We start from the raw sequence: 26,193 nt of genomic DNA, 5'->3' as shown, positions 1-26,193 counted from the left end.
ATATGAGACGCGATACATGAGATCTGAGAGCGCGCCATGTCCTTCGCCCCCAGTCCCATCCCCTCCCGCACCCAGTACGTCCTCGAAGCGATCAAGCACGACATCCTCACCGGAGGGCTCAGACCCGGCCAGGCGCTCGTGGAGACCGAACTCGCCGCCCGCTTCGGGGTGTCGAAGACCCCCGTCCGCGAGGCGCTCAAGACCCTCGCGGGCAGCGGACTCGTGGAGATGAGCCAGTACAAGGGCGTCACGGTCCGGATGGTCGACGCGGACATGGCCCGCGCCGTCTACGACGTACGGCTGCTCCTCGAACCCGAGGCGGTCCGCCGCGCCGTCGCCTCCCGCGCCCCGCTCGACGCGGCCGACGAGGCCCTGCACCGGGCCGCCGCGGCCGAGGACCCCGCCGAACGGTCCCTCGCCAACCGGGACTTCCACCGCGCGCTCTACCTGCCCTGCGGCAACCCGCTGCTCGGCCGGATGCTCGACGAGGTCCGCGACCAGGCCGCGCTCGTCTCCACGGTCGCCTGGGCCGCCGTCCCCTCCTGGGAGCGCGAGGCGGCGGAGCACGAGCAGATCCTGCGGCTGGCCGTCGCGGGCGACGTCGACGGGGCGGGCCGGGCCGTACACGACCACATCGCCTCGTTCGTCGAGCGCGCCTTCCCCCACACCCCCCTGGACAGCGAATGAGCGGGCAGCACGTGAGCATGGAATTCGAGACCCTGAGGGACGCCCTCGCCGACGTCGTGGCCATCCCGGTCACCCCGTTCGCCGAGGACGGCTCCGTGGACACCGCCACCTACCGGGCGCTGCTGCACCGGCTCCTCGACGGCGGGGTGCGCACCCTCACCCCGAACGGCAACACCGGGGAGTTCTACGCCCTCACCCCCGAGGAGCGCCGCTCCCTGACCGAGGTGACCGTCGAGGAGGCCGGCGACCGGGCCGCGATCCTGGTCGGCGTCGGCCACGACGTGCCGACGGCGGTCGAGGCCGCCCGGCACGCCCGTGCCACCGGCGCCCAGATGCTGATGGTCCACCAGCCCGTCCACCCGTACGTCTCCGAGAGCGGCTGGGTCGACTACCACCGGGCCATCGCCGAGGCCGTCCCGGAGCTCGGTGTCGTCCCCTACATCCGCAACCCGCTGCTGAGCGGAGCCCGGCTCGCCGAGCTCGGCGCCGCCTGCCCCAACGTCATCGGCGTGAAGTACGCGGTCCCCGACGCGGCCCGGTTCGCCGGCTTCGCCCGGGACGCGGGCATCGACCGGTTCGTGTGGGTGGCGGGCCTCGCCGAGCCGTACGCCCCCGCCTACTTCGCGAGCGGCGCCACCGGCTTCACCTCCGGTCTCGTCAACGTCTCCCCCGCGGTCTCCCTGGAGATGCTGGGCGCCCTGCGGGCCGGCGACTACCCGGCCGCCATGAAGGTGTGGGAGCGGATCCGCCGCTTCGAGGAGCTGCGCGCGGCGAACGGCAGCGCCGACAACGTGACCGTGGTCAAGGAGGCCCTCGCCTCCCTCGGCCTCTGCCGCCGCGCGGTCCGCCCCCCGAGCCGGGAACTCCCGGAGAACGAGCGGGCCGAGGTCGCCGCGATAGCCGCCGGCTGGTCGGCATGAGCGGGACCGGCTCCGACACCGCCACCGGACGGCGGCCCGAGGAGCTCCGCAGCCACCAGTGGTACGGCACGGACGGGCTGCGCTCGTTCAGCCACCGGGCCCGCACCCGGCAGCTCGGCTACCTGCCCGAGGAGCACCTCGGCAAGCCGGTCATCGCGATCCTCAACACCTGGTCCGACATCAACCCCTGCCACGTCCACCTGCGCGACCGCGCGCAGGCCGTGAAGCGGGGGGTGTGGCAGGCCGGCGGCTTCCCGCTCGAGTTCCCGGTCTCCACCCTCTCGGAGACCTTCCAGAAGCCGACGCCGATGCTCTACCGCAACCTCCTCGCCCTGGAGACCGAGGAGCTGCTGCGCTCGTACCCGGTGGACGGCGCGGTGCTCATGGGCGGCTGCGACAAGACGACCCCGGCGCTCCTGATGGGCGCGGCCTCGGTCGACCTGCCGGCGGTCTTCGTGCCGGCGGGACCGATGCTGCCGGGCCACTGGCGGGGCGAGACCCTGGGCTCCGGTACGGACATGTGGAAGTACTGGGACGAGAAGCGGGCCGGTCTCATCGGCGACTGCGAGATGGCGGAGCTGGAGAGCGGTCTCGCCCGCTCCCCCGGCCACTGCATGACGATGGGCACGGCGTCCACGCTGACCGCCGCCGCCGAGACCCTGGGCGTGACCGTGCCGGGTGCCTCCTCGGTGCCGGCGGTGGACTCGGGTCACGACCGGATGGCCGCCGCGTCGGGGCTGCGGATCGTGGAGCTCGTACGGCAGGACCTGCGGCTCTCGCGGCTCCTCACCCGGGAGGCGTACGAGGACGCGGTCGCCGCGGTGCTCGCGCTCGGCGGTTCGACCAACGCGGTCATCCATCTGATCGCGATGGCGGGGCGCTCGGGGGTGAAACTGACGCTCGACGACTTCGACCGGATCGCGCGGACGGTCCCCGTCCTCGCGAACCTGCGGCCGGGCGGGCAGTACCTGATGGAGGACTTCCACTTCGCCGGCGGGATGACGGGCTTCCTCTCCCGGCTCACCGACGTGCTGCACCTGGACCGGCCCACCGTCTCGCACGCCACCCTGCGGGAACAGCTCGACGGCGCCCTCGTGCACGACGACGAGGTGATCCGCGTCCGGTCGAGGCCGCTGGCCGCCGAGGGCGGGGTGGCGGTGCTGCGCGGCAACCTCTGCCCGGACGGGGCGGTCATCAAGCACATCGCGGCCGAGCCCCACCTGCTCGAGCACACCGGTCCCGCGGTCGTCTTCGACGACTACCGCTCGATGCAGCGGACGATCGACGATCCGGCGCTCGGCATCACCGCCGAGCACGTGCTCGTGCTGCGCGGCGCGGGCCCCAAGGGCGGTCCCGGGATGCCGGAGTACGGCATGCTGCCCATCCCCCGGTACCTCCTGGAGCAGGGCGTCCGGGACATGGTGCGGATCTCCGACGCCCGGATGAGCGGGACGAGCTACGGGGCCTGTGTGCTGCACGTGGCGCCCGAGTCCCATGTCGGCGGACCCCTTGCCCTCGTCCGTACGGGCGATACGATCACCCTCGACGTCGCGGCGCGCTCCCTCCACCTGCACGTCACGGACGAGGAGCTGGACGCCCGGCGGTCCGCGTGGACGCCGCCGCCGGCCCGGTACGAGCGCGGCTACGGCGCGCTCTACATGGAGCAGATCTCCCAGGCCGACACCGGCTGCGACTTCGAGTTCCTGTCCCGGCCGGGAGCCACCCCCGATCCGTACGCGGGCTGAGACCCGCCCCGGAAGCCCGCCGGCCCGAGCCGGAAGCCCCATCAGCTCCACCCGCTCCACCTTGTCCGAAATCTCGAACGACGTTCGCGAAGCGCTTCACCGAGAACGGAGCCGCCGTCATGGCCTCAGCTGTGACCCCACCGCCCCAAGCCGTCACGGCACGGGGACGCCGCCGCACGGGAGCGACCCCCCGCCGACTGCCGTACCTGCTCATCGCCCCCGCCGGACTGCTGATGCTGGGCTTCATCGCCTACCCGGTGCTCAGCGTCTTCTACTACAGCCTCCAGCACTACAACCCCACGAAGCCCTGGCGGAACGGCTTCGCCGGCCTGGAGAACTTCACCCGGATCTTCACCGAGGACCCGCACTTCTGGGGGACGCTGACCTTCAGCCTCAAGTGGGTCGTCGTCGAGGTGACGCTCCAACTGCTCTTCGGTCTCGCGCTCGCCCTCATCGTGAACCAGACCTTCGTCGGCCGTGCCCTCGGCCGGGCCCTGGTCTTCTCCCCCTGGGCCGTCTCGGGCGTGCTCACCTCCGCGATCTGGGTGCTGCTCTACAACTCCCAGACCGGCATCAGCCGTTACCTGGCGGACATGGGCGTCGGCACGTACGGCACGTCCTGGCTCTCCGACACCGCCACCGTGTTCCCCGCGGCGATCGTCGCCGACCTCTGGCGCGGGGTGCCCTTCTTCGCCATCCTGATCCTCGCCGACCTCCAGTCCGTACCGAAGGACCTGTACGAGGCGGCCGAGGTCGACGGGGCAGGCCGGATACGCCAGTTCGTCCACATCACGCTCCCCCACATCCGGGACGCGATCGTCCTCTCCACGCTGCTGCGCGCGGTCTGGGAGTTCAACAACGTCGACCTGCTGTACACGCTGACCGGCGGCGGCCCCGCGGGCGTGACGACCACGCTGCCGCTCTACATCGCCGAGACCAGCGTCGAGGCCCACAACTTCGGATACGCCTCCGCCCTCACCACGGTGGCGTTCGTGATCCTTCTCTTCTGCTCCGTGATCTATCTGCGCCTGAGCAAGTTCGGAGGCGACGGCAAGTGACAGCCGAGTCCATCCTCAGCCCGGCCCCGGCCCCGCAGGCCGCGCAGGCGGCACCGCCGCCCGACCGGACCCCGCCCTCCCCCGCCCGCTCCAGGCACCGGGCCTGGGACGAGGTGCCCCGCTGGCAGATCTACCTGCCCCTCGGGATCTACCTCCTCTTCACCCTGATCCCCTTCTACTGGATCCTGCTGTTCGCCGTACGGCCCGCCGGCTCCACCTCGCTCCTGCCCTGGCCGATGACGACCGCGCACTTCGAGAAGGTGTGGAACGAGCGCAGCTTCGGGGTCTTCTTCCAGAACAGCCTCCTCATCGGGGTCGCGGTCCTGGTGATGACCACCGTCGTCGCCCTCGCCGGCGGATACGCGCTCGCCCGCTTCGACTTCCGGATCAAGAAGGGCTTCATGCTGGCCCTGCTCTGCTCCCAGTTCGTGCCGGGCGCCCTGCTCCTCGTCCCGCTGTTCCAGATCTTCGCCGAGCTGCGGATGATCAACTCCCTCGGCAGCGTCATCATCGCCGAGACCGTCTTCCAGCTCCCGCTGTCGATGATCCTCATCAGCGGCTTCATCAGGAACGTGCCGTACTCCCTGGAGGAGGCCGCCTGGGTCGACGGCTGCAACCGCTTCAGCGCCTTCCGGATCGTCGTCCTCCCGCTGCTCAGGCCCGGTCTCGTCGCCGTCGGCTCCTTCGCCTTCGTGCACGCCTGGAACCACTTCCTCTTCGCCCTGATGTTCCTCAGCAGCCAGCACAAGCAGACGATCCCGGTCGGTCTGAACACCCTCATGGGCGCCGACAGCGTCGACCTCGGGGCGCTCGCCGCGGGCGGCGTCATCGCCGCCGTCCCCGTCGTCATCGTCTTCGGCTTCATCCAGAAGTGGCTGGTCACAGGCTTCAGCGCCGGGGCGGTGAAGGGATGAGCCGCGACCACGTGGACAAGGAAGACATGAACACCGCACGCACCCCGCTGCCCGTCGTCCTCGCGGGCGCCCGCGGCCACGGCCGCAGCCACCTCCTCAACATCCGCCGCCTCGAGGAGCGCGGGCTCGTCCGGCTCGCCGGGATCTGCGAGCTGCGCCCCCTCGACGCGGCCGAGCTCGACGGCATCGGCGACCCGGAGCAGTCCGCCGACTTCGAGGCGCTGCTCGCCTCGACCGGCGCCCGGATCGCCGTGCTCAGCACCCCCATCCAGACCCACACCGACATGACCCTCGCCGCGGCCCGGCACGGGGCGCACATCCTCCTGGAGAAGCCGCCCGCCCCCTCCTTCTCGGAGTTCCGCAGGATGGCCGACGGCGTCGAGGCGGCCGGGGTGGCCTGCCAGATCGGCTTCCAGTCGCTCGGCTCGCACGCCGTGCCCGCGATCCGCCGGCTGGTCGAGGAGGGCGCGATCGGCGAACTCCTCGGCGTCGGCGGGGCCGGTGCCTGGGTTCGCGACGAGGCCTACTTCCGGCGCGCCCCCTGGGCGGGGCACCGGCGGCTCGGCGGGGTCGACGTCGTCGACGGGGCGCTCACCAACCCCCTGGCGCACGCCGTCGCCACGGCGCTCGCGCTGTCCGGCTCCACCCGGGCCGAGGACGTCCTGCACATCGAGACCGAACTGCTGCACGCGAACGCCATCGAGTCCGACGACACGTCGGCGGTACGGGTCGTGACCTCCGCCGGCACCCAGGTCACCGTCGCCGCGACGCTGTGCGCCGGGAAGTCGTCGGAGCCGTACGTGATCGTCCACGGCAGCCAGGGCCGGATCACCTTCTGGTACCGGCAGGACCGGGTCCTCGTGCAGCGCGCCGGGCACGGTCCCGTGGAGACCGAGTACGGGCGCACCGACCTCCTGGAGAACCTCGTCGCGCACGTCACCGACGGCGAGCCGCTGTGGGTGCCGCCGGCGGAGACCGGCGCGTTCATGCGGGTCGTCGAGGCGGTACGGACGGCTCCCGACCCGGTGGAGATCCCCGCCGCGCACTGGCACACCGAACCGGGCGAGAGCGCGCCGCGCCGGGTCGTCGACGGCGTCGACGCCCTGGTGGACGCCGGCGCCGACGGGCTCAGGCTGTTCTCCGAACTCGGCGCCGCCTGGGCGCCGCAGGCCCGGGCGGAGGTCCGATGACCCCCGAGCCCCCGACCGTGCTGCGCTGCGCGGGCCGCCCGGTCGCCCGGTACGTCACCCGGCCCGGCCTCGCCACCGACCACTCCCCCCGGCCGTACCTCCACCCCGTCACCACCCTCGGCGGGCGGCCGGTGACCGAGACGCTGCCCGAGGACCACCCGCACCACCTGGGGGCGGGCGTGGCCGTGCCCGACGTCGCGGGCCACAACTTCTGGGGCGGGCGCACCTTCGTCCGCGGCCGCGGTTCGGTCGAGCTCGACAACCACGGCGTGCAGCGGCACGACGGGTTCAAGCTGTGCGACCCGGACGGCTTCGTGGAGGAGCTGAGCTGGACGGCCGGCGGCGAGCGGCTGCTCCGTGAGCATCGGACGGTGGCGGCCACCGCGCTCACCGACTCCGCCTGGGCGCTCGACCTCACCTTCTCCCTCACCAACGTGTCCGGGCACGACCTGTCGGTCGGCAGTCCCGCGACGAACGGCCGGCCGGGCGCCGCGTACGGCGGCTTCTTCTGGCGCGCGCCGAAGGAGGCGACGGCTCCGGTGGTGTTCGGGGCGGAAGCCGACGGCGAGGACGCGGTGCACGGGGTCCGCTCCGACTGGGTGGCGCTCGCGGGCGAGGGCTGGACCCTGGTCTTCGCCGGGGCGACCGCGCGGACCCGGGAGGACCCGTGGTTCGTCCGCGCCGCCGAGTACCCGGGGGTCGGCTCGTCCCTCGCCCACGGCGAACGGCTCGCGGTGGCGGACGGGGAGACCTTCGTACGGCGAGTGGTGACCGTCGTCGCCGACGGCCGCCTCGACCGGGACGGGGCCGCGGCCCTGGTCCGCAAAGCGGTGGCGTCGTGAGTCCCGCGACCGTCACCGGTGACCTGGGCGACGGTACGTACCGCAATCCGGTCCTGGCGGCCGACTGGTCCGACCCGGACGTCCTGCGGGCCGGCGAGGACTACTACCTGACCGCGTCCAGCTTCGGCCGCGCCCCCGGTCTGCCGCTGCTCCACTCCAGGGACCTGGTCAACTGGACGCTCGTCGGCCACGCCCTGGAACGGCTCGAACCGGCCGCCGCGTTCACGGAGCCCCGCCACGACCGGGGGGTGTGGGCGCCCTCGCTGCGGCACCACGACGGACGGTTCTGGATCTTCTGGGGCGACCCGGACCACGGGATCTTCCAGGTCAACGCCCCTTCCGTACGCGGCCCGTGGACGTCACCGCACCTGGTGAAGGCGGGCCTGGGGCTGATCGACGCCTGCCCCCTGTGGGACGAGGAGTCGGGCGAGGCGTACCTCGTGCACGCCTTCGCCAAGTCCCGCGCCGGCTTCAACAACCGGCTCCTCGGGCACCGGATGAGCCCGGACGGCACGAAGGTCCTCGACGAGGGCCGGGTCCTCGTCGACGCCGACCTGATCCCCGGCTGGTTCACCCTGGAGGGCCCGAAGCTCTACCGGCACGACGGCTGGTTCTGGATCCTCGCCCCGGCGGGCGGGGTGGCCACCGGCTGGCAGGGCGCGTTCCGGTCGCGGTCCTTCCTCGGCCCGTACGAGGAGCGGATCGTCCTCGCGCAGGGCGACACCGACGTCAACGGCCCGCACCAGGGCGGCTGGACGCGCACCCAGCACGGCGAGGACTGGTTCCTGCACTTCCAGCAGTCCGGCGCGCACGGCAGGATCGTGCACCTCCAGCCGATGCGCTGGGACGCGGACGGCTGGCCGGTGCTCGGCGACGACGGCGCCCCCGTCCGGGTCCACCGCAAGCCCGACCTGCCGGAGCAGCCGCCCGCGCGGCCGGCCGTGGACGACACCTTCCCCGGCGGGCGGTTCGGCCGCCAGTGGCAGTGGACGGCCAATCCGGGCGAGGGCTGGGCCAGCCAGCACACGGGCGACGGCCTGCGCCTCGGCTGTGTGCGGACGGACCGCCTCGACGACCTGCGGGGCGTGCCGCACGTGCTCACCCAGCGGCTGCCCGCCGGGGCCCTCGTGGTCGAGGTCGGGCTGCGGCTCGACTCCGCGGCGGCCGGGTCCCGCGCGGGGCTCGTCGTCCTCGGCGACGCGTACGCGTGGATCGGTCTGGAACGCGCCCTTGACGGCACGGTCCGGCTGGTGCACCGCTTCGCGCCGGCCAACGCCGACGCGGAACGGGACGCGGCCCGCTCCCGGCCCGTGTCCGGGGACCGGGTCCGCCTGCGGATCGAGGTCACGGCGGACGCCCGCTGCCGCTTCTCGTACTCCTCCGACGACGGTGAGGGGCCGGTCCCGTTGGGACCCGAGTTCGCCGCCACGCCCTGGCGCTGGGTCGGCGCGCTCCTCGGCCTGTTCGCCGGGGCGCCCGAGGACGCGGAACACGCCGGGACGGCCGTGTTCTCCGCGTTCCGCGTCACCCCCGCCTGAACGGTTCCTCCCCCGGGCGTCCCCGACGCCCCCGCACTCCCCCACGTCCCATCCCCGCAAGTCCCCCGCAACACCCCGAGAGAAGAGAGCCGACGATGACCATCTTCCCCGGCGGACGGCGCAGAGCCGCCCTCGCCCTCGCCCTGTCCGGCGTCCTCGCCCTGACCGCCACCGCCTGCGGTGACGACGGCAGCGGCGCGGGCGGTGACAAGGGCACCGAGGGATCGGGCAAGGGAAAGATCACCTTCTGGGACAACAACGGCGGTGTCCGCACCGACGTCTGGAAGGAGATCATCGCGGACTTCGAGAAGGCGAACCCCGACATCGACGTCGAGTACGTCGGGATCGCCTCCAAGGAGGTCCAGTCCAAGTACGACACCGCGATCCAGGGCGGCGGCCTGCCGGACGTGGGCGGCGTCGGCGCGGCGATGCTCGCCGGGATCGCCGCGCAGAACGCCCTGGAGCCGCTCGACGCCCGCGTCGAGGGCAGCTCCCTCAAGGGCAAGCTGAACAACGCCATGGTCAGGAGCGTCACGGCGGCGGGCGGCCAGGACAAGCTGTTCACCGTCCCCACCTCCGCCAGCAACGGCGTCCTCTACTACCGCACCGACCTGTTCAAGGCGGCGGGGCTGCCGGAGCCCACCACCTGGTCGAAGTTCTACGCGGCGGCCGAGAAGCTGACCGACACCGACAAGAACAAGTTCGGCTACACGATCCGCGGCGGCGCGGGCTCGATCGCGCAGGCCCTGGACGCCATGTACGGCCAGAGCGGCATCACCAGCTTCTGGGACGGTGACAAGACCACCGTCAACCACCCGAAGAACGTGGCGGCCCTGGAGAAGTACGCCGGCCTGTTCAAGAGGACCACTCCGGCCGCCGACGTCAACAACGACTTCACCAAGATGGTCGCCCAGTGGGACAGCGGCGAGATCGGCATGCTGAACCACAACCTGGGCTCCTACCAGGACCATGTGAAGGCGCTCGGCACGGACAAGTTCCGGGGCATCCCCAACCCGACCCTCGACGACGGCACCCGGGTGCAGGTCTCCAACCCGGTCGACGGCCTCGGCCTGTTCTCCACGAGCAAGAACAAGGCCGCCGCCTGGAAGTTCATCGAGTTCGCGGCCTCGCACGCCTCCAACAGCAAGTGGAACAAGTCGGCCGGCGCCATCCCCGCCAACACGGACGCCGCCAAGGACCCGTGGCTCCAGGAGGCCGAGCCGACCAAGCTGGGCGCCGACGTCCTGTTCAGCGGCGAGGCCACCATCGTCGAGCTGCCGTACTACCTGCCGGACTGGAACACGATCTCCAAGACCGAGAACGAGTCCGGCTTCCAGAAGGTCCTGCTCGGCACGTCCACGGCCAAGGCCTTCCTCGACCACCTGGCCGAGCAGCTGAACACGGCGCAGGCCGAGTGGCTGCAGCAGAAGCAGTGAGCGTAGGCCGCCGCGCGGTGGTCACGGCCGGGGCGGGCCTCGCGCTCGCCCTGGCCGGGGCGTCCCCGGCCCGTTCCCAAGGACATCCCCCCATGCGCACCCTCTTCATCGCGGGCGACTCCACGGCCGCCCAGAAGTACGCCGACGCCGCACCCGAGACCGGCTGGGGCATGGCCCTCCCCTTCTTCCTCCACCGGGGCGTCCGGGTCGCCAACCACGCCGTCAACGGACGCAGCACCAAGAGCTTCCTCGACGAGGGACGGCTCGACGCGATCCTGACGGCGATCCGCCCCGGCGACCTGCTCCTGATCCAGTTCGGCCACAACGACCAGAAGGTCGCCGACCCCACCCGCTACACCGAGCCGTGGACCACCTACCCGGACAACCTGCGGGTCTTCGTCGAGGGCGCGCGCTCCCGCGGCGCCCTCCCGGTGCTCGCCACCTCCGTGGAGCGGCGGAAGTTCGGCGCCGACGGCACCGCGCTGCGGACGCACGGCGCCTACCCGGCGGCGATGCGGGAGACCGCCCGGGAGTCGGACGTGCCGCTCCTCGACCTCGAGGCGCTGTCGCTCGCCCTGTGGCAGCGGCTCGGGCCCGAGGCCACCAAGACGTACTTCAACTGGACGGCGACCGAGCAGGACAACACCCACTTCAACCCGCCGGGCGCGATCGAGGTGGCCCGGCTCGTCGCCACCGAGCTGCTCCGCACCCATGTCCTCGCGCCGCGTGAGACGCGCCGCCTGGACGACGAGATCCCCACCGACCTGATCACCTGGCCCGATGCCGAGGAGAGCCGTCCATGAACCGACGCAAGCAACTGGGAGTGGTGGCCGCGACCGCCCTCGTCCTGACGGTCACCGCCCCCGTGGCCGGCGCGCACGCCGGTCACCGGTCCGGCGCCGATCCCGCCCGGGCGACCCTGCCCGCCGGTGACGGCTGGGCGTCGGCCGGTACCGGCACCACCGGCGGGGCCGCCGCCGACGCCTCCCGGGTCTTCACCGTCACCACCTGGGAGGAGTTCCGGGCCGCGCTCGCCGTGCCGGGCACCGAGCCGAGGATCGTCAAGGTGGTGGGCACGCTGAACGCGACCGCCGCCGGCTGCGCCGCCTTCGAGGCCCCCGGCTACGACTTCGCCCGCTACCTCGCCGACTACGACCCGGCCGTCTGGGGGTACGAGACCGAGGTCAGCGGCCCGCAGGAGGACCTGCGGGCGGCGTCGGCGACCGCCCAGGGCGAGGCGATCAAGGCCAAGGTGCCCGCGAACACCACGATCACCGGGGTCGGCCGGCACGCCGGGATCACCGGCGCCAGCCTCCAGGTCACCGGCGTCGACAACGTGGTGGTCCGCAACCTCACCCTGGAGAGCCCGCTCGACTGCTTCCCGCAGTGGGACCCGACCGACGGCGCGACCGGGGCGTGGAACTCCGAGTACGACAGCCTCGTCGTGTACGGCTCCACCCACGTGTGGATCGACCACAACACGTTCACCGACGGCGCCCACCCGGACAGCTCGCTGCCCTCGTACTACGGGGAGGTGTACCAGCAGCACGACGGCGAACTGGACGTCGTGCGGGGCGCGGACCTCGTCACGGTCTCCTGGAACGTGTTCACCGACCACGACAAGACCCTGATGATCGGCAACAGCGACAGCGCGGGCGCCACCGACCGGGGGAAGCTGCGGGTCACCCTCCACCACAACCTCTTCAAGAACGTGATCGAGCGGGCGCCCCGCGTCCGGTTCGGCCAGGTCGACGCGTACAACAACCACTTCGTGGTGCCGGACACGGGGTACGCGTACAGCCTGGGCATCGGGCAGGAGTCGCAGCTGGTCGCGGAGAAGAACGCGTTCACGCTCGCCGAGGGGGTGCCCGCCGGGAAGATCCTGAAGAAGTGGAAGGACTCGCCCGTCACCACCACGGGCAACTACGTCAACGGCGCGCCGACGGATCTCCTCGCCGTCCACAACGAGCAGTTCCCCGCGGAGCTGCTGCGGGCCGACGCGGGCTGGACGCCCGTCCTGCGCACCCGCGTCGACCACCCGAGGGCCGTGCCCTGGCTCGTCGGTCTCCGCGCGGGCGCCGGCCGTCTCCGCTAGGGCCTGTCTTTCGGATCAGGCCGGATCAGGGAGCGGCGTCTGGTGCGTGCGATCGCAAGGCGGAGGAGGGAGTCGACGCGGAGCGTTGGCGACCGACGACAACGCGGCGAGCGTGCGTGCCAGGCGCCGCGAGCCCGGCCTGGTCCGAAAGACAGGCCCTAGCCCCGACCCCTCCAGGAGGACCCGCGCATGTCCCCGCACCCCACCGGAGCCGTCCCAGGACGCCGCTCCCTGCTCCTGGGCGCCGCCGGAGCCGCGCTCGCCCTGGCCCTGCCCGCCGCGCCCGCGTCGGCCGTGCCGTCGGGCGGCCCCTTCGGCCGGTTCGGTTCGCCCGCCGGCCGGCTGACCGGGCGGACGCTGTACGTGCACCCCGGCGGCCTCGGCGACCACACCTCGGTCCAGGCGGCGGTCACCGCCGCGGACGGCCCCGGCTGGACCCTGGTGATCGCCCCCGGCACGTACCGGGAGACGGTCGTCGTCGGCCCCACCCGTACCGGCATGACCTGGATCGGCGCGAGCGGCGACCCCCGGGACGTCGTCGTGGTGTACGCCAACGCCGCCGGGACGCCCCGGCCGGAGGGCGGCACCTACGGCACCTCGGGCTCCGCGACCAGCACCGTCCAGGCGGACGGCTTCACCGCCCAGGGGGTCACCTTCGCCAACGACTTCCTCCGCACCGACCTGCCGGGGAACCCGGGCACCCAGGCGGTCGCCCTCAAGGTGACCGGCGACCGGTCGGCGTTCTTCCACTGCCGCTTCCTCGGCCACCAGGACACCCTGTACGCCGACTCCGCGTCCCTCTCGGCCTTCGCGCGCCAGTACTTCGCGCACTGTTACGTGGAGGGGGACGTCGACTTCGTCTTCGGCCGGGGCACCGCCGTCTTCGAGCACTGCCACTTCCGGACGCTGCCGCGGCCGGACCTGGCGTCGGCGCCGCACGGCTTCGTCTTCGCCCCGTCGACGGCCCGGGGAAACCCCTACGGGTACCTCGCCACCCGCTGCCGGGTCAGCAGCTCGGCACCGGACGGCTTCTACAAGCTGGCCCGGCCGTGGGTGCCGAGCTCCGACCTCACGGCCTGGCCGTCCCTCGTCGTCCGGGACAGCGTCCTCGGCGCGGGTGTCGACGCCGTCGCCCCGTACGCGAACATGCGCGAGGCCTTCCCCTGGCAGGCGCAGCGCTTCGCCGAGTACCGCAACTCCGGTCCGGGCGCCCGGATCACCGTCCCGGAGAACCGTCCCCTGCTCACGGCGGCCGAGGCGGCCGTCGCGACCCCGGCGGCGTACCTCGGCGACTGGGTCCCCCGGCGGCCCTGCCCCTGACGGGGCACCCCTGACGGACCTCTCCACCGGACCCCCGCGCGGGGTCCGGTGGTTTCCGTCTCACGGGCGCGTGAGGGGAAAGCGGGCCTCGGCCCACAGGGCGCGGGGGGCCGTGCGGACATCGGCAGCGGGGGTGTCGGCGGTGCGCCACGTCCTGGTGTGGGTGGCGGAGTCGTCGACCGCCGGCCAGCCCGGGTCTCCGGTGGCGGCGAAGCCGGCCCACGCGGCCACCATGCGGTGGGCGAGCCCGTGGTCCTCGGGGGTGGGGGCGCCGCCGATGAGGAAGGCCACCTCCTCCTTGTCCAGGTTGCCGAAGGCGAAGGGGATGTCCGCGCAGTGCCAGGCCCGGACGGGTCCCCGCGGGCCGGTGCGCCGGCGGTCGAAGCGCGCCAGGAACGCCCGGCCGCCGGCCCGGGCGTGGGCCTCGGCGAGCCGGTGGGCGTACTCCACGAACAGGAGGTCGCCGAAGGCGGTGAGGTGGACGTCGGACACCGGGGCGTCGGGCAGCGCGGCTCGGTAGCCGGCCACCAGGCCGTCGGGAAGGCCGAAGTCCTCGGCGAAGCGGTCGAGTCGCTTCTCCGTGGTGATCTTGGCGCTGCTGCCGACGGCGTCGAGCAGCCAGTACTCCTCCGTGGTGTGGCAGGCCAGCAGGTCGATCCCCCGGCTCAGTCCCGCGGCCATCCCGGTGAGGGGGTCGACGGGCAGGACGTCGCCGTCGAGGACGGGGGCGTAGAGCGAGGGGTCGTAGTGCCGGGACCCGGAGTCGGGGTCGCGCCGGTAGGCGTCGACCACCCGGTCGGAGGCGAGCACCAGGTCCCGCGGAGTCGCCGCGGCCAGGCCCTCGGGCGTGGCGGGGCGGCCGGCGGCGGCGGCCACCTCGCGGGTGGTCGCGGCGGCGACGTCGAGCGGGTAGCAGGGGCTGGCGGGACTGTGGGCGACGGCCCGGTGGAAGAGGCCCCGGGCGCGGTCCATCACCATGAGGCAGGCGACCGAGGCGGCCCCGGAGGACTGGCCGGCGACCGTGACGTTTCCCGGGTCGCCGCCGAACGCGGCGATGTTCTCGCGCACCCAGCGCAGGGCCGCGACCTGGTCGAGCAGGCCCCGGTTGTCCGGGTGGTCGGCTCCGCCGCCGGGGACGTGACCGAAACCCTCGAAGCCGAGACGGTAGTTGAGGGTGACCACGACCAGGCCGGCGCGGGCGAGCGCGTCGCCGTCGAAGTCGGGCTGGGCGGAGGATCCGAAGGTGTAGGCGCCGCCGTGGATCCAGACCAGGACGGGCAGGGCGCCGCCGTCCGGGGCGGGTGTCCAGACGTTGACGGTGAGGACGTCCTCGTCGCCCGGCGACCACGCGGGCGAGCCGGGCAGTTCCGCCGACTGCGGGGCGATCGGGCCGTGGGCCGTGCAGTCGCGCACGCCGGTCCAGTCGGCCGCCGGGGCGGGCTCCCGGAACCGAAGGGCGCCGAACGGCGGTGCGGCATAGGGGATTCCGAGCACGGCGACGACGCCGGCGGACGCCCGGAACCCCCGTACCGCACCGTGTGTCGTCTTGAAGATGTCCATGGGTTCAGCCTGTCACCGCGCCCCTGACCGGCACCAACACCAAGATCATGACGATTCACGCACGACCGATGTCAATGCCGGGGCACAGGCGTCAGGGCAGCAGGTCGACGCAGTCGATCGCCGTGCCCGGGCTGAGGAATCCGGTGCCGGAGGAGCCGCTGACGACGTTCAGCCTCAGCACGTTGTACTGGCTCGGGTCGGTCTTCCAGGCGCTCGCCGGGACGACGTACGTGAAGGTGTGGTTGTTCCCCCGGTAGGAGCCGGTGGTCAGCGACCGCGTCGAGGGCTGGGCGGGCGGTGCGGGGGCGGCGGAGACCCAGTCGTTGACGGTCACCTGGGGGCGGCCGTTGAGGAAGGCCGTGGTGACCCCGATCCGCAGGGTGTGCGCGGCGGCGGCCTGGGCGGCGGTGAGCCGGAAGTACACGAGGACGCCGTCGTTGACGCCCTTCCACAGGTAGCAGGGGAAGGAGGCGGACACGTCGCCGCCGTCGAGGACGACGTTCCCGGTCCAGGGCGCGGCGCGGACGTCGGCGGGGTGGGCGTACGTCATGAGGGCGGCGTTCTTGAAGGCGCCGGGGGTGCCGTCCCAGTCGCCGATCCGCCAGAGCGCGGGCGCGGTGCCCGGGTCACCGGTGAGGGTGATCGTGTGGAGGGCGGTGGCGGCGCCGGCGGTCACGGTCACCGTGCCGGTGTGGACGGCGAGTTCGCCCTTGTACACGGTGAGGGTGTACGTGCCGGGGAGCATCCCCCGGCAGGAGAAGGCGCCGGTGCCGGCGGCGGCACGGGCCCAGTACTGGGCGTCGGCGTTGGCGAAGCCCACCGTGTACGCGTGCCCCGCCGCCATGCCCCGGAGGCCGACGCCCGCGACCCGCCCCCGGCCCGCGGCGCCGACCCAGCCGGGGATGCCGAGGCCGTCGACCCAGCTCGTGTCGTGGTTCGCGGGGAAGAGGGCGGGGTCGGGGGTGCCGCCGTCGGTGAAGGCGAGCGTGTACGGCCCCTGGAGGCCGAAGCGCATGGGCTCGGTCTGGGACTGGTTGTAGTGGAGGATCTCGTACAGGCCGACGCCGAGTTCGTTGGAGTGGCGGAGCAGGGAGCGGTAGAACGGCCCGCCGGAGGCCTTCTCGTGGTTGGAGCGGACCATCCACAGCCCGACCGAGCCGTTGGTGTACCCGATGTGGTCGTAGTCCATGACGCGGACGCCGGAGTAGTGCTTGGAGCGGGTGTGTCCGTCGGCGCGCCGCCAGACGTCCCCGGCCTCGATGACGGTGTCGGCGCCCTCGACCCAGGAGTCCGGTCCCTCGTTCGGGAAGGTGCCGGGCTTGAGGCGGGCGATGAAGCGGGTGGCCGTGAAGGACGTGTCGGCCTTGTCGGTCCACAGGTACACGTTGTTCCGTCCGGCGCGCGCCGCGAGGTAGTGGCGGAGCGTGCCGTGGACGACGGTGACGAGGACGGTGGAGCCGGTCTGCTTCAGGGTGACGGTGGAGGCGCCGAGGCCGGACTCGACGTGCGAGTGCTTGCCGCCGTAGCCCTCGTACTCCTTTCCCTTGTAGACGAGGGAGGTGAGGTCGCCGGTCGACCTGGAGACCTTGAGGACCAGTCCGGCGCCGGTGTCGACGACGTAGTGGGTGCCGTCGTCGCTCCAGCCGAAACCGGCGGCTTCGGCACCGCCGGCCGCGAGGCCGGTGGCGGCGGCCGCGCCGGCGACGGCGGCGCCGAGGAGGGTGCGGCGGCGGAGGGGCTGTGCGGAGGTGTCGTACGGGCTCATCGGCGTGCGGCTCCTTCGGTACGGGGTTCGGGGCGGCTCCCGGTCGTCACTGGGTCGCCGCCGGCCGAAGAAGGGTTGCCCCCGTACGGCAGGAAGGTCGCCCCCGTACGGCGCCGTTCGTCAGCCGGGCCGGAGTGTCCCGGACGCCGGCAGGCGGACGCAGCGGCGGCAGGCGCGGGCGGACGTGGCCACCGCGGCGTGGGAGGCGGCCGCGAGGACGCCGGCGCACGCGAGGAGGGGCCGGTTCACGGCGAGGGCGGCGGCGGTGGCGAGCGCGAGCGTCGTGACCGCCATGGCGACGCCGGCGGTGGTGCCGGTCCAGGCGACCACGAGCGGCAGCCGGCGCGGCGTGGGCAGCCGGCGGCCGAGGGTGCCGGTGGCGGCCAGGGCCGCGGCGGCGAGCAGGGTGGTGGCGAGCGCGACACCGGCCGCGTTCACGGCGAGGAGCTGGGCGGTGCGGGGGACGAGCCCGGACCGGTCCTGGCCCGAAGCGCCCGCCAGATACCAGCAGGCGATCAGGAAGGGGGCGGTGAGGGCGAGGGAGCGGGCGGTGTGCCGGGCCTGGGCGAGGGTCAGTTCCCGCTGGCAGCTCGGCACGAGCTCGTCGGCGGTCCCGAACTCCCGTACCGCCTCGCGGACGGCGTGGTGGTGGGGCAGGCCCCGGTCGACGTGGGCGTCCACGGTGTCCAGGAGGCCGCCGCGGATCTCCTCGACCAGCCGGGCCTTGGCGCGGGCCGGTCCGTGCAGGGCGGCCGTGAGGTCCGCGACGTACTCCCGGACGGGGTCGGTGTCCTGGCCGGTGGCGTTCACGTGGGGAGCCCGGGCGGCGTGACGGGGTTGAGGACCGAGCCGATCGCGGCGGTGAACTCGCTCCACGCCGTCCGTTCGCCGGCCAGGGTGCGGCGGCCGGCGTCGGTCAGCTCGTAGCACCGCCTGCGCCGTTCGCCCGAGGACTCCCAGCTGCTGCTCAGGAGGCCGGTGCGCTCCAGCCGGTTCAGCGCCGGGTAGATCGTGCCCGTGCGCAGTTCGAGCACGCCCCCGCTGCGGTTCTGCACCGCGGCGATGATCGCGTAGCCGTGGAGCGGGCCCGGTTCGAGCACCGCGAGCAACAGTCCGTCCAGGTGCCCTCGCACCGCATCCGCCTTCATGAGTAGGCAGCCTACCTAAAAGACCGGTAGGCAGTGTATGTATTGACGCCATACGTATTGGCAGCCAACCTATTGAGCCGAGCCGGAGGCCCGCGCCGTGACCAAGTTCCTCCTGTCCGTCCATGTCCTGGTGGCGATCCTCACCGTGGGGTCGATCACCGTGGCCGCGTCGATGTTCCCGCGCCACGCGCTGCGGGCCTGCGGCGCCGAGAAGGGGGACGGCCACCCCGGAAAGGAGCACGGCCGCCCCGAGGGGCTCGGGACGGCCGTGCTCCTGCACCGCGTCTGCACCGTCTACGCCGTCGCCGGTGTCGTCGTGCCGGTGTTCGGGATCGCCACGGGCGCCCAGCTCGGCGTGCTCACCGATGCCTGGCTGATCACGTCCCTCGTCCTGACCACGGCCGCCGGCGCCCTCCTCGGGCTCGCCGTCCTCCCCGGTCAGCGACGCCTGCTCGCACTGGCCGAGGGCGCGTCCACCGGGGAGGAGGCGCGGCCCACGGCCACCCGACTGACGATGCTCACCGGCGTCTTCAACGTCCTGTGGGCGGTCGTCGTCGTCCTGATGATCGTCCGGCCCGGTTCCACGACGGGCGCGTGACCGCGCACGCGGACGGCCACGCGGGGGCGCGCCGCCCTGCGCGGAAGGGCCCGGACGGCCGCCCGTCGGCGGTCACTTCGCGGAGGCCGCCCCGAAGTCGCCCCGCAGGACGGACCGGCCGCCGTCACCGCCCGTCAGGACGACGGCGTACGTGTCGGCCGAGGCGTCCCGTACCCCTTCGGCGTGGTTGTACTGGCCCGCGAAGACATGGGGGCCCGGCGGCACCGTGCGGCCCGGCTTCAGGGTCCACCGGTAGACCAGGGCCCCGGGCTCCTGGTCCACCGTCACCGTGAAGTCCTCGGCCGGGCGGGTGCGCCAGTGGCCCGTGCTCACGACACCGGGGGTGCGCGCGATCCGCAGTTCCACGGTGAGCCCGGTGACCGGCGTGTCCGTCGTCACGGCGAGATCGCTCTGCGCCCACCAGCGGTTGCTGCCGGGGTCGATCGTGGCGGTCGCCCGTGCCGTCGGGCCGGGCGCGGGCACCGTGGTGGCGGGCCCGGCGGGCCGGTCGTCCAGGGTGGTCGCCGCGAGGCCGCCGAGGCCGACCGCTCCGGCGACGGCCGCGGTCACGGCCACGACCGCCGTCCACCGCCGGCCGTGCCACCGGCTCGCCGGCCGGGGCGACCGGACCGCCGGGGCGGGCTCGGCCAGGCCGCGTTCCACCCGGGCGAGGATCCGGGCGTGGTCGGGCCGGTGCGCGAGCGCCGCCTCCCGCAGCTCGCGGCGGATCCGTGTCTCGTCCATCAGCGCCTTCCCGCGGCGAGTTCGGTGGCGGCCCGGGGGCCGAGCAGCCGCTGGAGTTCCGCCATTCCCTTGGCGGTCTGGCTCTTCACCGTACCGACCGAGACGCCGAGCGCGAGGGCCGTGTCGCGTTCGGAGAGGTCGAAGGCGTGCCGGAGGACGACACAGGCGCGCTTGCGGAACGGCAGGGCGCGCAGCGCCGTCCGCACGTCGACGACGGCCGGCACGTCGGGGTCCTCGACGTGGTCGGGGCGCCGGTCCCAGAAGGCGGCGACGCGGCGACGCTCGCGGACGGTGCCCCGGATCCGGGTGCGGACGAGGTTGGCGACGACGCCCCGGGCGTAGGCGGCGGGGTGGTCGGCGGCGCGGACCCGGTCCCAGCGGTGCCAGAGGGCGAGCATGGCGTCGGCGGCGAGGTCGTCGGCGGCGTCGGTCTCGCCGGTCAGCAGATGGGCGAGCCGGGCGAGTTCGGCGTAGTGGCGCTCGAAGAAGGCCTTGAACTCCGCCGCGCTGTCGCCGGCCTCACCGTTCGCCGCGACCACGCCGGTCCTCGGGAAGGGGGGCGGAACCACCGGGGACGCCGGACGCACCGGGGCCGGTGGGGCCACCGGGCGTACCGGACGCACCGGGCGCGGCCTGACCCGTGCTGGTGCGTGTGGTCAGTCGGGGTGCGATGAGTTCCGTGCCCCGCGGGCCCTCCCCCGAGAGCCGCCGGACGAGCCGCTCGACGGCGAGCCGCCCCATCTCGTGGGCGGGTACGGAGACGGCGGTGAGCGGTACGGAGGCGTGGACCGCGATCTGGTCGGGGCAGATGGCGACGACCGAGACGTCCTCGGGCACCGCGCGGCCCTGGTGGCGCAGGAGCGCGAGCAGCGGTTCGACGGCGGCCTCGTTCTGGACGACGAGGCCCGTGGTGCCGGGACGTTCCTCGAAGACACGGGTGACGGCGGCCGCGACGGCCGCGTAGGTGCCGTCGACGGGCCGGTGGAGCAGCCCGACGCCGTGCGCGCGGGCGGCGGCGCGCAGCCCGGTGAGGGTGCGGGCGGCGAAGCCCGTACCCCGCTCGTACACGGCGGGTGGCTCGCCGAGCACGGCGACACGGGTGTGGCCGAGGCCGGCGAGGTGCTCGACGCAGCGGGCTCCTGCGGCCTCGAAGTCGAGGTCGACGCAGTCGAGTCCGGTCGCGTCGGCGGCCTCCGCCGTCTCGGCGGGGAGCCCGATGAGGACGGCGGGCCGCTCGGCCTCCCGGAGGCAGGGGAGCCGGGGGTCGTCGATCCCGACGTCCATGACGATCATGGCGTCGGCGATGGCGCTGCCCTCCACGCGGCGGACGGCCTCGGGGCCTTCCTCGCCGGTGAGCAGCAGCACGTCGTAGCCGTGGGAGCGGGCCGTGGTGGTGACGGCCATCGCGATCTCCATCATGACCGGCACGTAGAGGCCGGTGCGCAGCGGCATCATCAGGGCGAGGATGCCGGTCCGGCTGCTGGCGAGCGCGCGGGCGCCGGCGTGCGGCCGGTAGCCGAGGGTGTCGATGCTGTGCTGGATCCGCTCGCGGGTGGGGGCGGAGATGGAGCGTTTGCCGCTGAGCACGTAGCTGACGGTGCTGGCCGACACCCCGGCGTGGCGGGCGACATCGGCGAGGGTGACCACGTGCGCGCTCCTCGGCAGTTCCCGGTGTTCCGGGCGTACGGCGCCCGTCGGTGATTCGGACCCCGACCCTAAGCGGCCGCTCGACGGGCTGTCCAGGCGGGTCGCGAAGAGTCCAAGGGTCCGGGGCCCGGGCGGGGTTGTGCGCGGGCGTCCGGCGCGATGGGATGAACACCGGGCGGCAAGCGCTTTCCGCCCCCTTGCGCTTCCTTTCGCGCTTCCTTTCGCGCTTCCTTTCGCGCTTCCCTCCGCGCTTCTTCTCGCGCTTCCCCTTCCCTCCCTCTCCCCGTCAGGAGGACCATGTCCGCCCTGCCCTGGTACGAAGACGTCTCCCCCGGCCGCGGCACGCTCCCGCCCCGCGCCTGGTACGCCCGCTCCGACGCCCCCGCCCTCTCCCTGAACGGCGACTGGGGCTTCCGCCTCTCCCCCACGGCCGACGCCGAGGACGAGTCCTTCGCCGCGCCGGACTTCGACGCGAGCGGCTGGGGAACCGTCGCGGTCCCCGGCCACTGGGTGCTCCAGGGCAAGGGGTCCGGCGGCCCCGTCTACACCAACGTGCGCTATCCCTTCCCCGTCGACGCGCCCCGCGTCCCGGCCGAGAACCCGACCGGCGACCATCTGCGCCGCTTCGACCTGCCCGCCGACTGGCCGGCGGACGGCGGGACGGTGCTCCGTCTCGACGGGGTCGAGTCCTGCGCCCGGGTCTGGCTCAACGGCACGGAGCTCGGCGACTTCAAGGGCTCGCGGCTCGCCCACGAGTTCGCCGTCGGCCACCTCCTGAAGGCCCGGGACAACGTCCTCGCCCTCCGGGTCCACCAGTGGTCCTCCGGCTCCTACCTGGAGGACCAGGACCAGTGGTGGCTGCCGGGCGTCTTCCGTGACGTGACGCTGCTGCACCGGCCGGAGGGCGCCCCCGGCGACTTCTTCGTCCACGCCTCCTACGACCACACCGGGGGCACCGGCGGCCTGCGCGTCGACTGTGACGTGCCGGGCCGGGTGCGCGTCCCCGAGCTGGGTCTCGACCTCGCGACCGGCGAGAGCGCCACCGTCCCGGTCGAGCCGTGGAGCGCCGAGGTCCCCCGTCTGTACGAGGGCGAACTCACGGCCGGCGGCGAGCGGATCCCGCTGCGGATCGGCTTCCGCTCGGTGTACGTCGAGGACGGCGTCCTGAAGGTCAACGGGCGCCGGATCCTCTTCCGCGGCGTGAACCGGCACGAGTTCCACCCGGAGCGCGGACGGGCCCTCGGCCTCGCGACCATGCGCGAGGACGTCGAGCTGATGAAGCGGCACAACGTCAACGCCGTCCGCACCTCCCACTACCCGCCGCACCCCGCCTTCCTCGACCTCTGCGACACGTACGGGCTCTGGGTGATCGACGAGGGCGACCTGGAGACCCACGGCTACGAGGAACTGGCCTGGCAGGGCAACCCGGTCGACGACCCGCGCTGGACGCCCGCCCTCCTCGACCGGGCGACCCGACTGGTCGAACGGGACAAGAACCACCCCTCGGTCGTCCTGTGGTCCCTTGGCAACGAGTGCGGCACCGGCGCGGGCCTGACCGCGATGGCGGAGTGGATCCGCGACCGCGACCCCTCCCGGCTCGTCCACTACGAGGGCGACCGCTCCTGCGCGGACACGGACGTCTACTCGCGGATGTACCCGCCGCACGCGGAGGTGGAGGAGATCGGCCGGCGCGCCGACGAGGGCCCCGAGGCCCGCCGCCGACTCCCCTTCATCCTCTGCGAGTACGCGCACGCCATGGGCAACGGTCCCGGTGGGCTCACCGAGTACCAGCGGCTCTTCGAGACGTACGAGCGCTGCCAGGGCGGCTTCGTCTGGGAGTGGATCGACCACGGCCTGGTCCACCCGGTCCACGGGTACGGCTACGGCGGCGACTTCGGCGAGGAGCTGCACGACGGGAACTTCGTCTGCGACGGGCTGCTCTTCCCCGACCGGACGCCGTCGCCGGGGCTCGTCGAGTACAAGAAGGTGATCGAGCCGGTCCGGATCGCTCCCGGGGAGGAGCCCGGCACGGTCTCGGTGACCAACGGCCATGATGTCTCCGATCTCGCTCATCTCGCCTTCACCTGGTCCTTCCTGGCCGACGGCGAGGTCCTCGCCGAGGGCCCGCTCGAGGTGCCCGCGCTCGCCGCCGGGCGGAGCGCGCCGGTCCGCCTGCCCGAACCGCCCCTCGCTCCGCCCGGCGCGGAGACGGTGTGGACCGTACGGGCCGTCCTCGCCCACGCCACCGCGTGGGCGCCCGCCGGGCACGAGGTGGCCTGGGGGCAGATTCCGGCCACCACCGTCCCGGTCCCCCGCCTCCGTGCCCTCACCGGCGCCCGGCCGGCCCCGGCGGCGGACCGGATCACCCTCGGGCCCGGCGTCTTCGACGCCCGCACGGGCGAGCCGCTCGCCCTCGGAACCCTCCCCGTCACGGGACTCCGGCTCGACGTCTGGCGGGCGCCGACCGACAACGACGAGGGCGCGCCCTGGCAGCCCGACGTCCGGTACGGGCCGCTCTGGCGGGAGCTCGGCCTGCACCGGATGCGGCACCGCACCGACGGGGTGAACACCGCGGGGGACGCCCTGACCGTGCGGTCGCGGGTGGCGCCCGCGGCCCGGGACTTCGGCCTCGGCGTCACGTACCGCTGGACCTCGGACGGCACGGCGCTGCGGCTCGACGTCGAGGTGGCACCGGAGGGCACGTGGACGGTGCCGCTCCCCCGGCTCGGGGTCCGGCTCGGCCTGCCCGCCGCCCTCGACCGGGTGGTCTGGTACGGGGGCGGGCCCGGAGAGGCGTATCCGGACACCCGGGCGGCCGCCCGGCTGGGCCGCTGGGAGTCGACCGTCGACGGGCTCCGGACGCCGTACGTGCGTCCGCAGGAGAACGGGGCCAGGATCGACACCCGGTGGCTGGAACTCGGCGACGGGAGCACGGGGGTGCGGGTCGGGGGTGAGCCCGCCTTCTGGTTCACCGCCCGCCGCTGGACCTCCGAGGAGCTGGACGCCGCGGCGCACCGCCCCGACCTGGTGCCGGGGGACACGCTGTGGCTGAACCTGGACCACGCCCAGCACGGCATCGGCTCCCAGTCCTGCGGGCCCGGTGTGCTGCCGGAGTACCGGCTCGACGCGGCCCCCGCCGCGTTCTCCCTGACGTTCGCGCCGCTCGGCTGACCGGCGTGCCCCGGCCCCGCACCGGGGCCGGGACTCAGGTCATGTTGAAGTACGGCAGCGGCCCGGCCGGCTGTGCGGCCGTCACCCGGCGGATCACCGCGATCGCGAGAATCGCGGCGAGCATGTTGAGGCTCTGGTCGACCGGGTTGCGGTAGTCGAAGTGGTCGAGGACCAGGAAGTGGAAGGCAATCGAGAACGGGCCGCCGAGGAGCCAGACGAACCACCAGGCGTTGATCAGCCAGACGTCGCGGGGCGTCCCGCCGACCCGCTGGATGTCGAGGGTGACGCGGCGCGGCAGCCACCACATGGCGAGCGGAACGGCCCAGGCGCCGATGGCGAAGCCAGCGGTGTACTTGTGGCTGCCGGGGGCGAGGACCTCGGCGTTGCAGCGGACGCGGAAGAACCAGAAGAGGAACGCGATCCAGCACGACACCTGGAGCACGGCCGGCCACGGGACCATGTCCTCGGCGAGCCAGGGCGAGTCCTTGCCGCCGGTCGCCATGATGGAGACGTCGGTGAGGGCCTGGGTGGAGATCAGCGACTGGACGACGAGCGCCGGTCCGTTCGGGTTGCGGAATCTGTAGCGGGGCCCCGCACCGCGGCCGGTCCGACAGGCACGTTGTAGGCGTCCATGAATGTTTCCCCGGGATACGGTGACGCCGCCGTGGTTCGGCACGGCGGCGATGATCACCGGCATGGTAGGTGCTCCGCCAAGGGGCCTACGAAGGGTCGGCGCCCCTCGGACACCGTCTAGCGGAGGAGCGGGGCCGACAGGACGCCCCGGGCCCGTAGTTCGTCGGCGACGAGGGCCGCGTACTCCGTGGCTCCGCGCACCGAGGTGTGGGTGTTGTCCCGCTTCTCCGCCGTCAGGTACAGCGCCTTGGAGGCCTCGGGCCCCAGCTGTTCGACCCGTGCCTTCGTGAGGGCGGTGAGGTCGATCAGCGGGGTGCCGAGGGAGCTCGCGAGGGCGCGGATCTCGGCGGGGTGGTCCACGCCGAGGCCGTTGACGAGCAGGGCGGTGCCGTTGTCCAGGGTGCCGTCGGCGTTGAACCAGCGGCGGACGACCGGGGTGACGAGGACGGGCTCGCCGCCCCGGGCCCGTACCCGCTCGACCAGGGTCGTCAGGTTGGCCCGGTAGGTGGCCGCGTCCGTCTGCTTGTCGTTGTGGGCGAGCTGGATCAGGACGGGGTCGCCCGGCCGGATCCCGGCCTCGACCCGGTCGAAGAGGGCCGGGTTCGCCAGGAAGGTGACGGTGCTCTCGCCGGAGTCGGCGTGATTGGCGACCGCGACCCCCCGCTTCAGATGGACGGGGAGCATCTGCCCCCAGCCGGTGTACGGGGCGCCCGGCTGGTCGCAGACCGTCGAGTCGCCGACGAGGAAGAGCCGCCGCGCCCCGGGGGCGGGGGTGACCCGGAGCGAGGTCACGCGCGGGGCGGAGCCCCCGAGGACCAGGTCGAGGCCGGGGCTTCCGGCGGCCCCGGTGGGCTCGCCCTCCGGGTCGCGGACGTCCACGGTGAACGAACGGCGGACCCGCTCCCCCGCCCCGGTGGCGGTCTCGGCGAGCAGGGCCCGCCGGGTCTCGCCGCCGACGGCGGTGGCGCCGGCGGTGTCGCCGCCGAGGACCATGGTGACCTCGTACGTGCCGGGAGCCACGTCGAAGTGGCAGGCGAGGGACCCGTCGGCGGTGGGGGCGCAGTGGTCGAGGCCCTGGCCGAAGGGGCTGTCCGCGTGGGCGGTGGGGGCGGCGGCGAGGGTGGCGAGCAGGGTCGCCGCGGCGGCGAGGAGTGCGGTCCTTCTCATCGTGGGGCCTCCGGT

Annotated in this window: 23 protein-coding genes; 14 read left to right on the top strand and 9 right to left on the bottom strand. The window is 73.5% G+C overall.

What is annotated here, in order from left to right:
* Positions 1-36: 36 nt before the first annotated feature.
* From ACFWUY_RS22955 to ACFWUY_RS22900, 12 genes are all read left to right on the top strand, one after another.
* Positions 37-687 carry a GntR family transcriptional regulator gene (locus ACFWUY_RS22955; protein WP_384111795.1) on the top strand — a complete coding sequence of 217 codons (651 nt, stop codon included), beginning with the start codon at positions 37-39 and terminating at the stop codon, positions 685-687.
* 11 nt (positions 688-698) lie between these two features.
* On the top strand, positions 699-1,607 hold the full coding sequence (locus ACFWUY_RS22950) for a dihydrodipicolinate synthase family protein (protein WP_384111793.1): 909 nt from the start codon (positions 699-701) through the stop codon (positions 1,605-1,607).
* The gene (araD, locus tag ACFWUY_RS22945; RefSeq protein ID WP_384111790.1) at positions 1,604-3,352 is read left to right on the top strand and encodes an L-arabinonate dehydratase; all 1,749 of its coding nucleotides are present in this window, start codon (positions 1,604-1,606) and stop codon (positions 3,350-3,352) included. Before ACFWUY_RS22950 ends, araD begins: the two co-directional genes overlap by 4 nt.
* A 119-nt stretch (positions 3,353-3,471) precedes the next feature.
* The gene (locus ACFWUY_RS22940; RefSeq protein WP_384111787.1) at positions 3,472-4,410 is read left to right on the top strand and encodes a carbohydrate ABC transporter permease; all 939 of its coding nucleotides are present in this window, start codon (positions 3,472-3,474) and stop codon (positions 4,408-4,410) included.
* A complete protein-coding gene (locus ACFWUY_RS22935; protein ID WP_384111784.1) occupies positions 4,407-5,324 on the top strand; it encodes a carbohydrate ABC transporter permease in 918 nt (305 codons plus the stop codon). The genes ACFWUY_RS22940 and ACFWUY_RS22935 overlap by 4 nt, the downstream gene beginning before the upstream one ends.
* A 26-nt stretch (positions 5,325-5,350) precedes the next feature.
* Positions 5,351-6,514: a Gfo/Idh/MocA family protein gene (locus ACFWUY_RS22930; protein WP_384111781.1), complete on the top strand. Its 1,164-nt coding sequence runs from the start codon at positions 5,351-5,353 to the stop codon at positions 6,512-6,514.
* A complete protein-coding gene (locus ACFWUY_RS22925; RefSeq protein ID WP_384111778.1) occupies positions 6,511-7,356 on the top strand; it encodes a PmoA family protein in 846 nt (281 codons plus the stop codon). Before ACFWUY_RS22930 ends, ACFWUY_RS22925 begins: the two co-directional genes overlap by 4 nt.
* On the top strand, positions 7,353-8,894 hold the full coding sequence (locus ACFWUY_RS22920) for a family 43 glycosylhydrolase (protein WP_384111776.1): 1,542 nt from the start codon (positions 7,353-7,355) through the stop codon (positions 8,892-8,894). The genes ACFWUY_RS22925 and ACFWUY_RS22920 overlap by 4 nt, the downstream gene beginning before the upstream one ends.
* 95 nt (positions 8,895-8,989) lie before the next feature.
* Entirely contained in the window at positions 8,990-10,330 is a 1,341-nt protein-coding gene (locus ACFWUY_RS22915; protein ID WP_384111773.1) for an ABC transporter substrate-binding protein, read from the top strand.
* Positions 10,327-11,133 carry a rhamnogalacturonan acetylesterase gene (locus ACFWUY_RS22910; RefSeq protein ID WP_384111770.1) on the top strand — a complete coding sequence of 269 codons (807 nt, stop codon included), beginning with the start codon at positions 10,327-10,329 and terminating at the stop codon, positions 11,131-11,133. The genes ACFWUY_RS22915 and ACFWUY_RS22910 overlap by 4 nt, the downstream gene beginning before the upstream one ends.
* Positions 11,130-12,425 carry a polysaccharide lyase family 1 protein gene (locus ACFWUY_RS22905; RefSeq protein WP_384111767.1) on the top strand — a complete coding sequence of 432 codons (1,296 nt, stop codon included), beginning with the start codon at positions 11,130-11,132 and terminating at the stop codon, positions 12,423-12,425. The genes ACFWUY_RS22910 and ACFWUY_RS22905 overlap by 4 nt, the downstream gene beginning before the upstream one ends.
* 189 nt (positions 12,426-12,614) lie before the next feature.
* On the top strand, positions 12,615-13,745 hold the full coding sequence (locus ACFWUY_RS22900) for a pectinesterase family protein (protein WP_384111764.1): 1,131 nt from the start codon (positions 12,615-12,617) through the stop codon (positions 13,743-13,745).
* Positions 13,746-13,805: 60 nt separating this feature from the next.
* On the opposite strand, the gene ACFWUY_RS22895 is transcribed toward ACFWUY_RS22900, so the two are convergent.
* The 4 genes from ACFWUY_RS22895 to ACFWUY_RS22880 form a co-directional block, all read right to left on the bottom strand.
* Positions 13,806-15,305 carry a carboxylesterase/lipase family protein gene (locus ACFWUY_RS22895; protein WP_384111761.1) on the bottom strand — a complete coding sequence of 500 codons (1,500 nt, stop codon included), beginning with the start codon at positions 15,303-15,305 and terminating at the stop codon, positions 13,806-13,808.
* A 91-nt stretch (positions 15,306-15,396) separates the two neighbouring features.
* Complete coding sequence (locus tag ACFWUY_RS22890) at positions 15,397-17,070, bottom strand: rhamnogalacturonan lyase B N-terminal domain-containing protein (RefSeq protein ID WP_384111758.1); 1,674 nt, start codon at positions 17,068-17,070, stop codon at positions 15,397-15,399.
* A 120-nt stretch (positions 17,071-17,190) separates the two neighbouring features.
* On the bottom strand, positions 17,191-17,880 hold the full coding sequence (locus tag ACFWUY_RS22885; protein ID WP_384111755.1) for a permease prefix domain 1-containing protein: 690 nt from the start codon (positions 17,878-17,880) through the stop codon (positions 17,191-17,193).
* A complete protein-coding gene (locus ACFWUY_RS22880; RefSeq protein ID WP_384111753.1) occupies positions 17,877-18,218 on the bottom strand; it encodes a PadR family transcriptional regulator in 342 nt (113 codons plus the stop codon). The genes ACFWUY_RS22885 and ACFWUY_RS22880 overlap by 4 nt, the downstream gene beginning before the upstream one ends.
* Positions 18,219-18,315: 97 nt before the next feature.
* On the opposite strand from ACFWUY_RS22880, the gene ACFWUY_RS22875 reads away from it, so the two are divergent.
* On the top strand, positions 18,316-18,816 hold the full coding sequence (locus tag ACFWUY_RS22875; protein WP_384111751.1) for a hypothetical protein: 501 nt from the start codon (positions 18,316-18,318) through the stop codon (positions 18,814-18,816).
* A 72-nt stretch (positions 18,817-18,888) separates the two neighbouring features.
* On the opposite strand, the gene ACFWUY_RS22870 is transcribed toward ACFWUY_RS22875, so the two are convergent.
* From ACFWUY_RS22870 to ACFWUY_RS22860, 3 genes are read right to left on the bottom strand one after another with little or no spacing between them, the layout of a single operon-like run.
* A complete protein-coding gene (locus ACFWUY_RS22870; protein ID WP_384111748.1) occupies positions 18,889-19,560 on the bottom strand; it encodes a hypothetical protein in 672 nt (223 codons plus the stop codon).
* On the bottom strand, positions 19,560-20,099 hold the full coding sequence (locus ACFWUY_RS22865; RefSeq protein WP_384111745.1) for a SigE family RNA polymerase sigma factor: 540 nt from the start codon (positions 20,097-20,099) through the stop codon (positions 19,560-19,562). The genes ACFWUY_RS22870 and ACFWUY_RS22865 overlap by 1 nt, the downstream gene beginning before the upstream one ends.
* On the bottom strand, positions 20,080-21,207 hold the full coding sequence (locus tag ACFWUY_RS22860) for a LacI family DNA-binding transcriptional regulator (RefSeq protein WP_384111742.1): 1,128 nt from the start codon (positions 21,205-21,207) through the stop codon (positions 20,080-20,082). The genes ACFWUY_RS22865 and ACFWUY_RS22860 overlap by 20 nt, the downstream gene beginning before the upstream one ends.
* 297 nt (positions 21,208-21,504) lie before the next feature.
* On the opposite strand from ACFWUY_RS22860, the gene ACFWUY_RS22855 reads away from it, so the two are divergent.
* Entirely contained in the window at positions 21,505-24,378 is a 2,874-nt protein-coding gene (locus tag ACFWUY_RS22855; RefSeq protein ID WP_384111740.1) for a glycoside hydrolase family 2 TIM barrel-domain containing protein, read from the top strand.
* 34 nt (positions 24,379-24,412) lie between these two features.
* Here ACFWUY_RS22855 and ACFWUY_RS22850 read toward each other — a convergent pair whose 3' ends face one another.
* Together ACFWUY_RS22850 and ACFWUY_RS22845 are read right to left on the bottom strand one after the other, a co-directional pair.
* Positions 24,413-25,075 carry a DUF4328 domain-containing protein gene (locus ACFWUY_RS22850; RefSeq protein ID WP_384111737.1) on the bottom strand — a complete coding sequence of 221 codons (663 nt, stop codon included), beginning with the start codon at positions 25,073-25,075 and terminating at the stop codon, positions 24,413-24,415.
* Positions 25,076-25,128: 53 nt separating this feature from the next.
* Positions 25,129-26,178, bottom strand: coding sequence for a rhamnogalacturonan acetylesterase (locus ACFWUY_RS22845; RefSeq protein WP_384111734.1), 1,050 nt, complete (start codon positions 26,176-26,178; stop codon positions 25,129-25,131).
* Positions 26,179-26,193 lie beyond the last annotated feature (15 nt).

This window comes from Streptomyces sp. NPDC058664, from assembly GCF_042716635.1.
Lineage (GTDB): Bacteria > Actinomycetota > Actinomycetes > Streptomycetales > Streptomycetaceae > Streptomyces.
The sequence above is the reverse complement of the archived record's forward strand: the minus strand, read 5'-3'. Positions and strand labels throughout refer to the sequence as shown.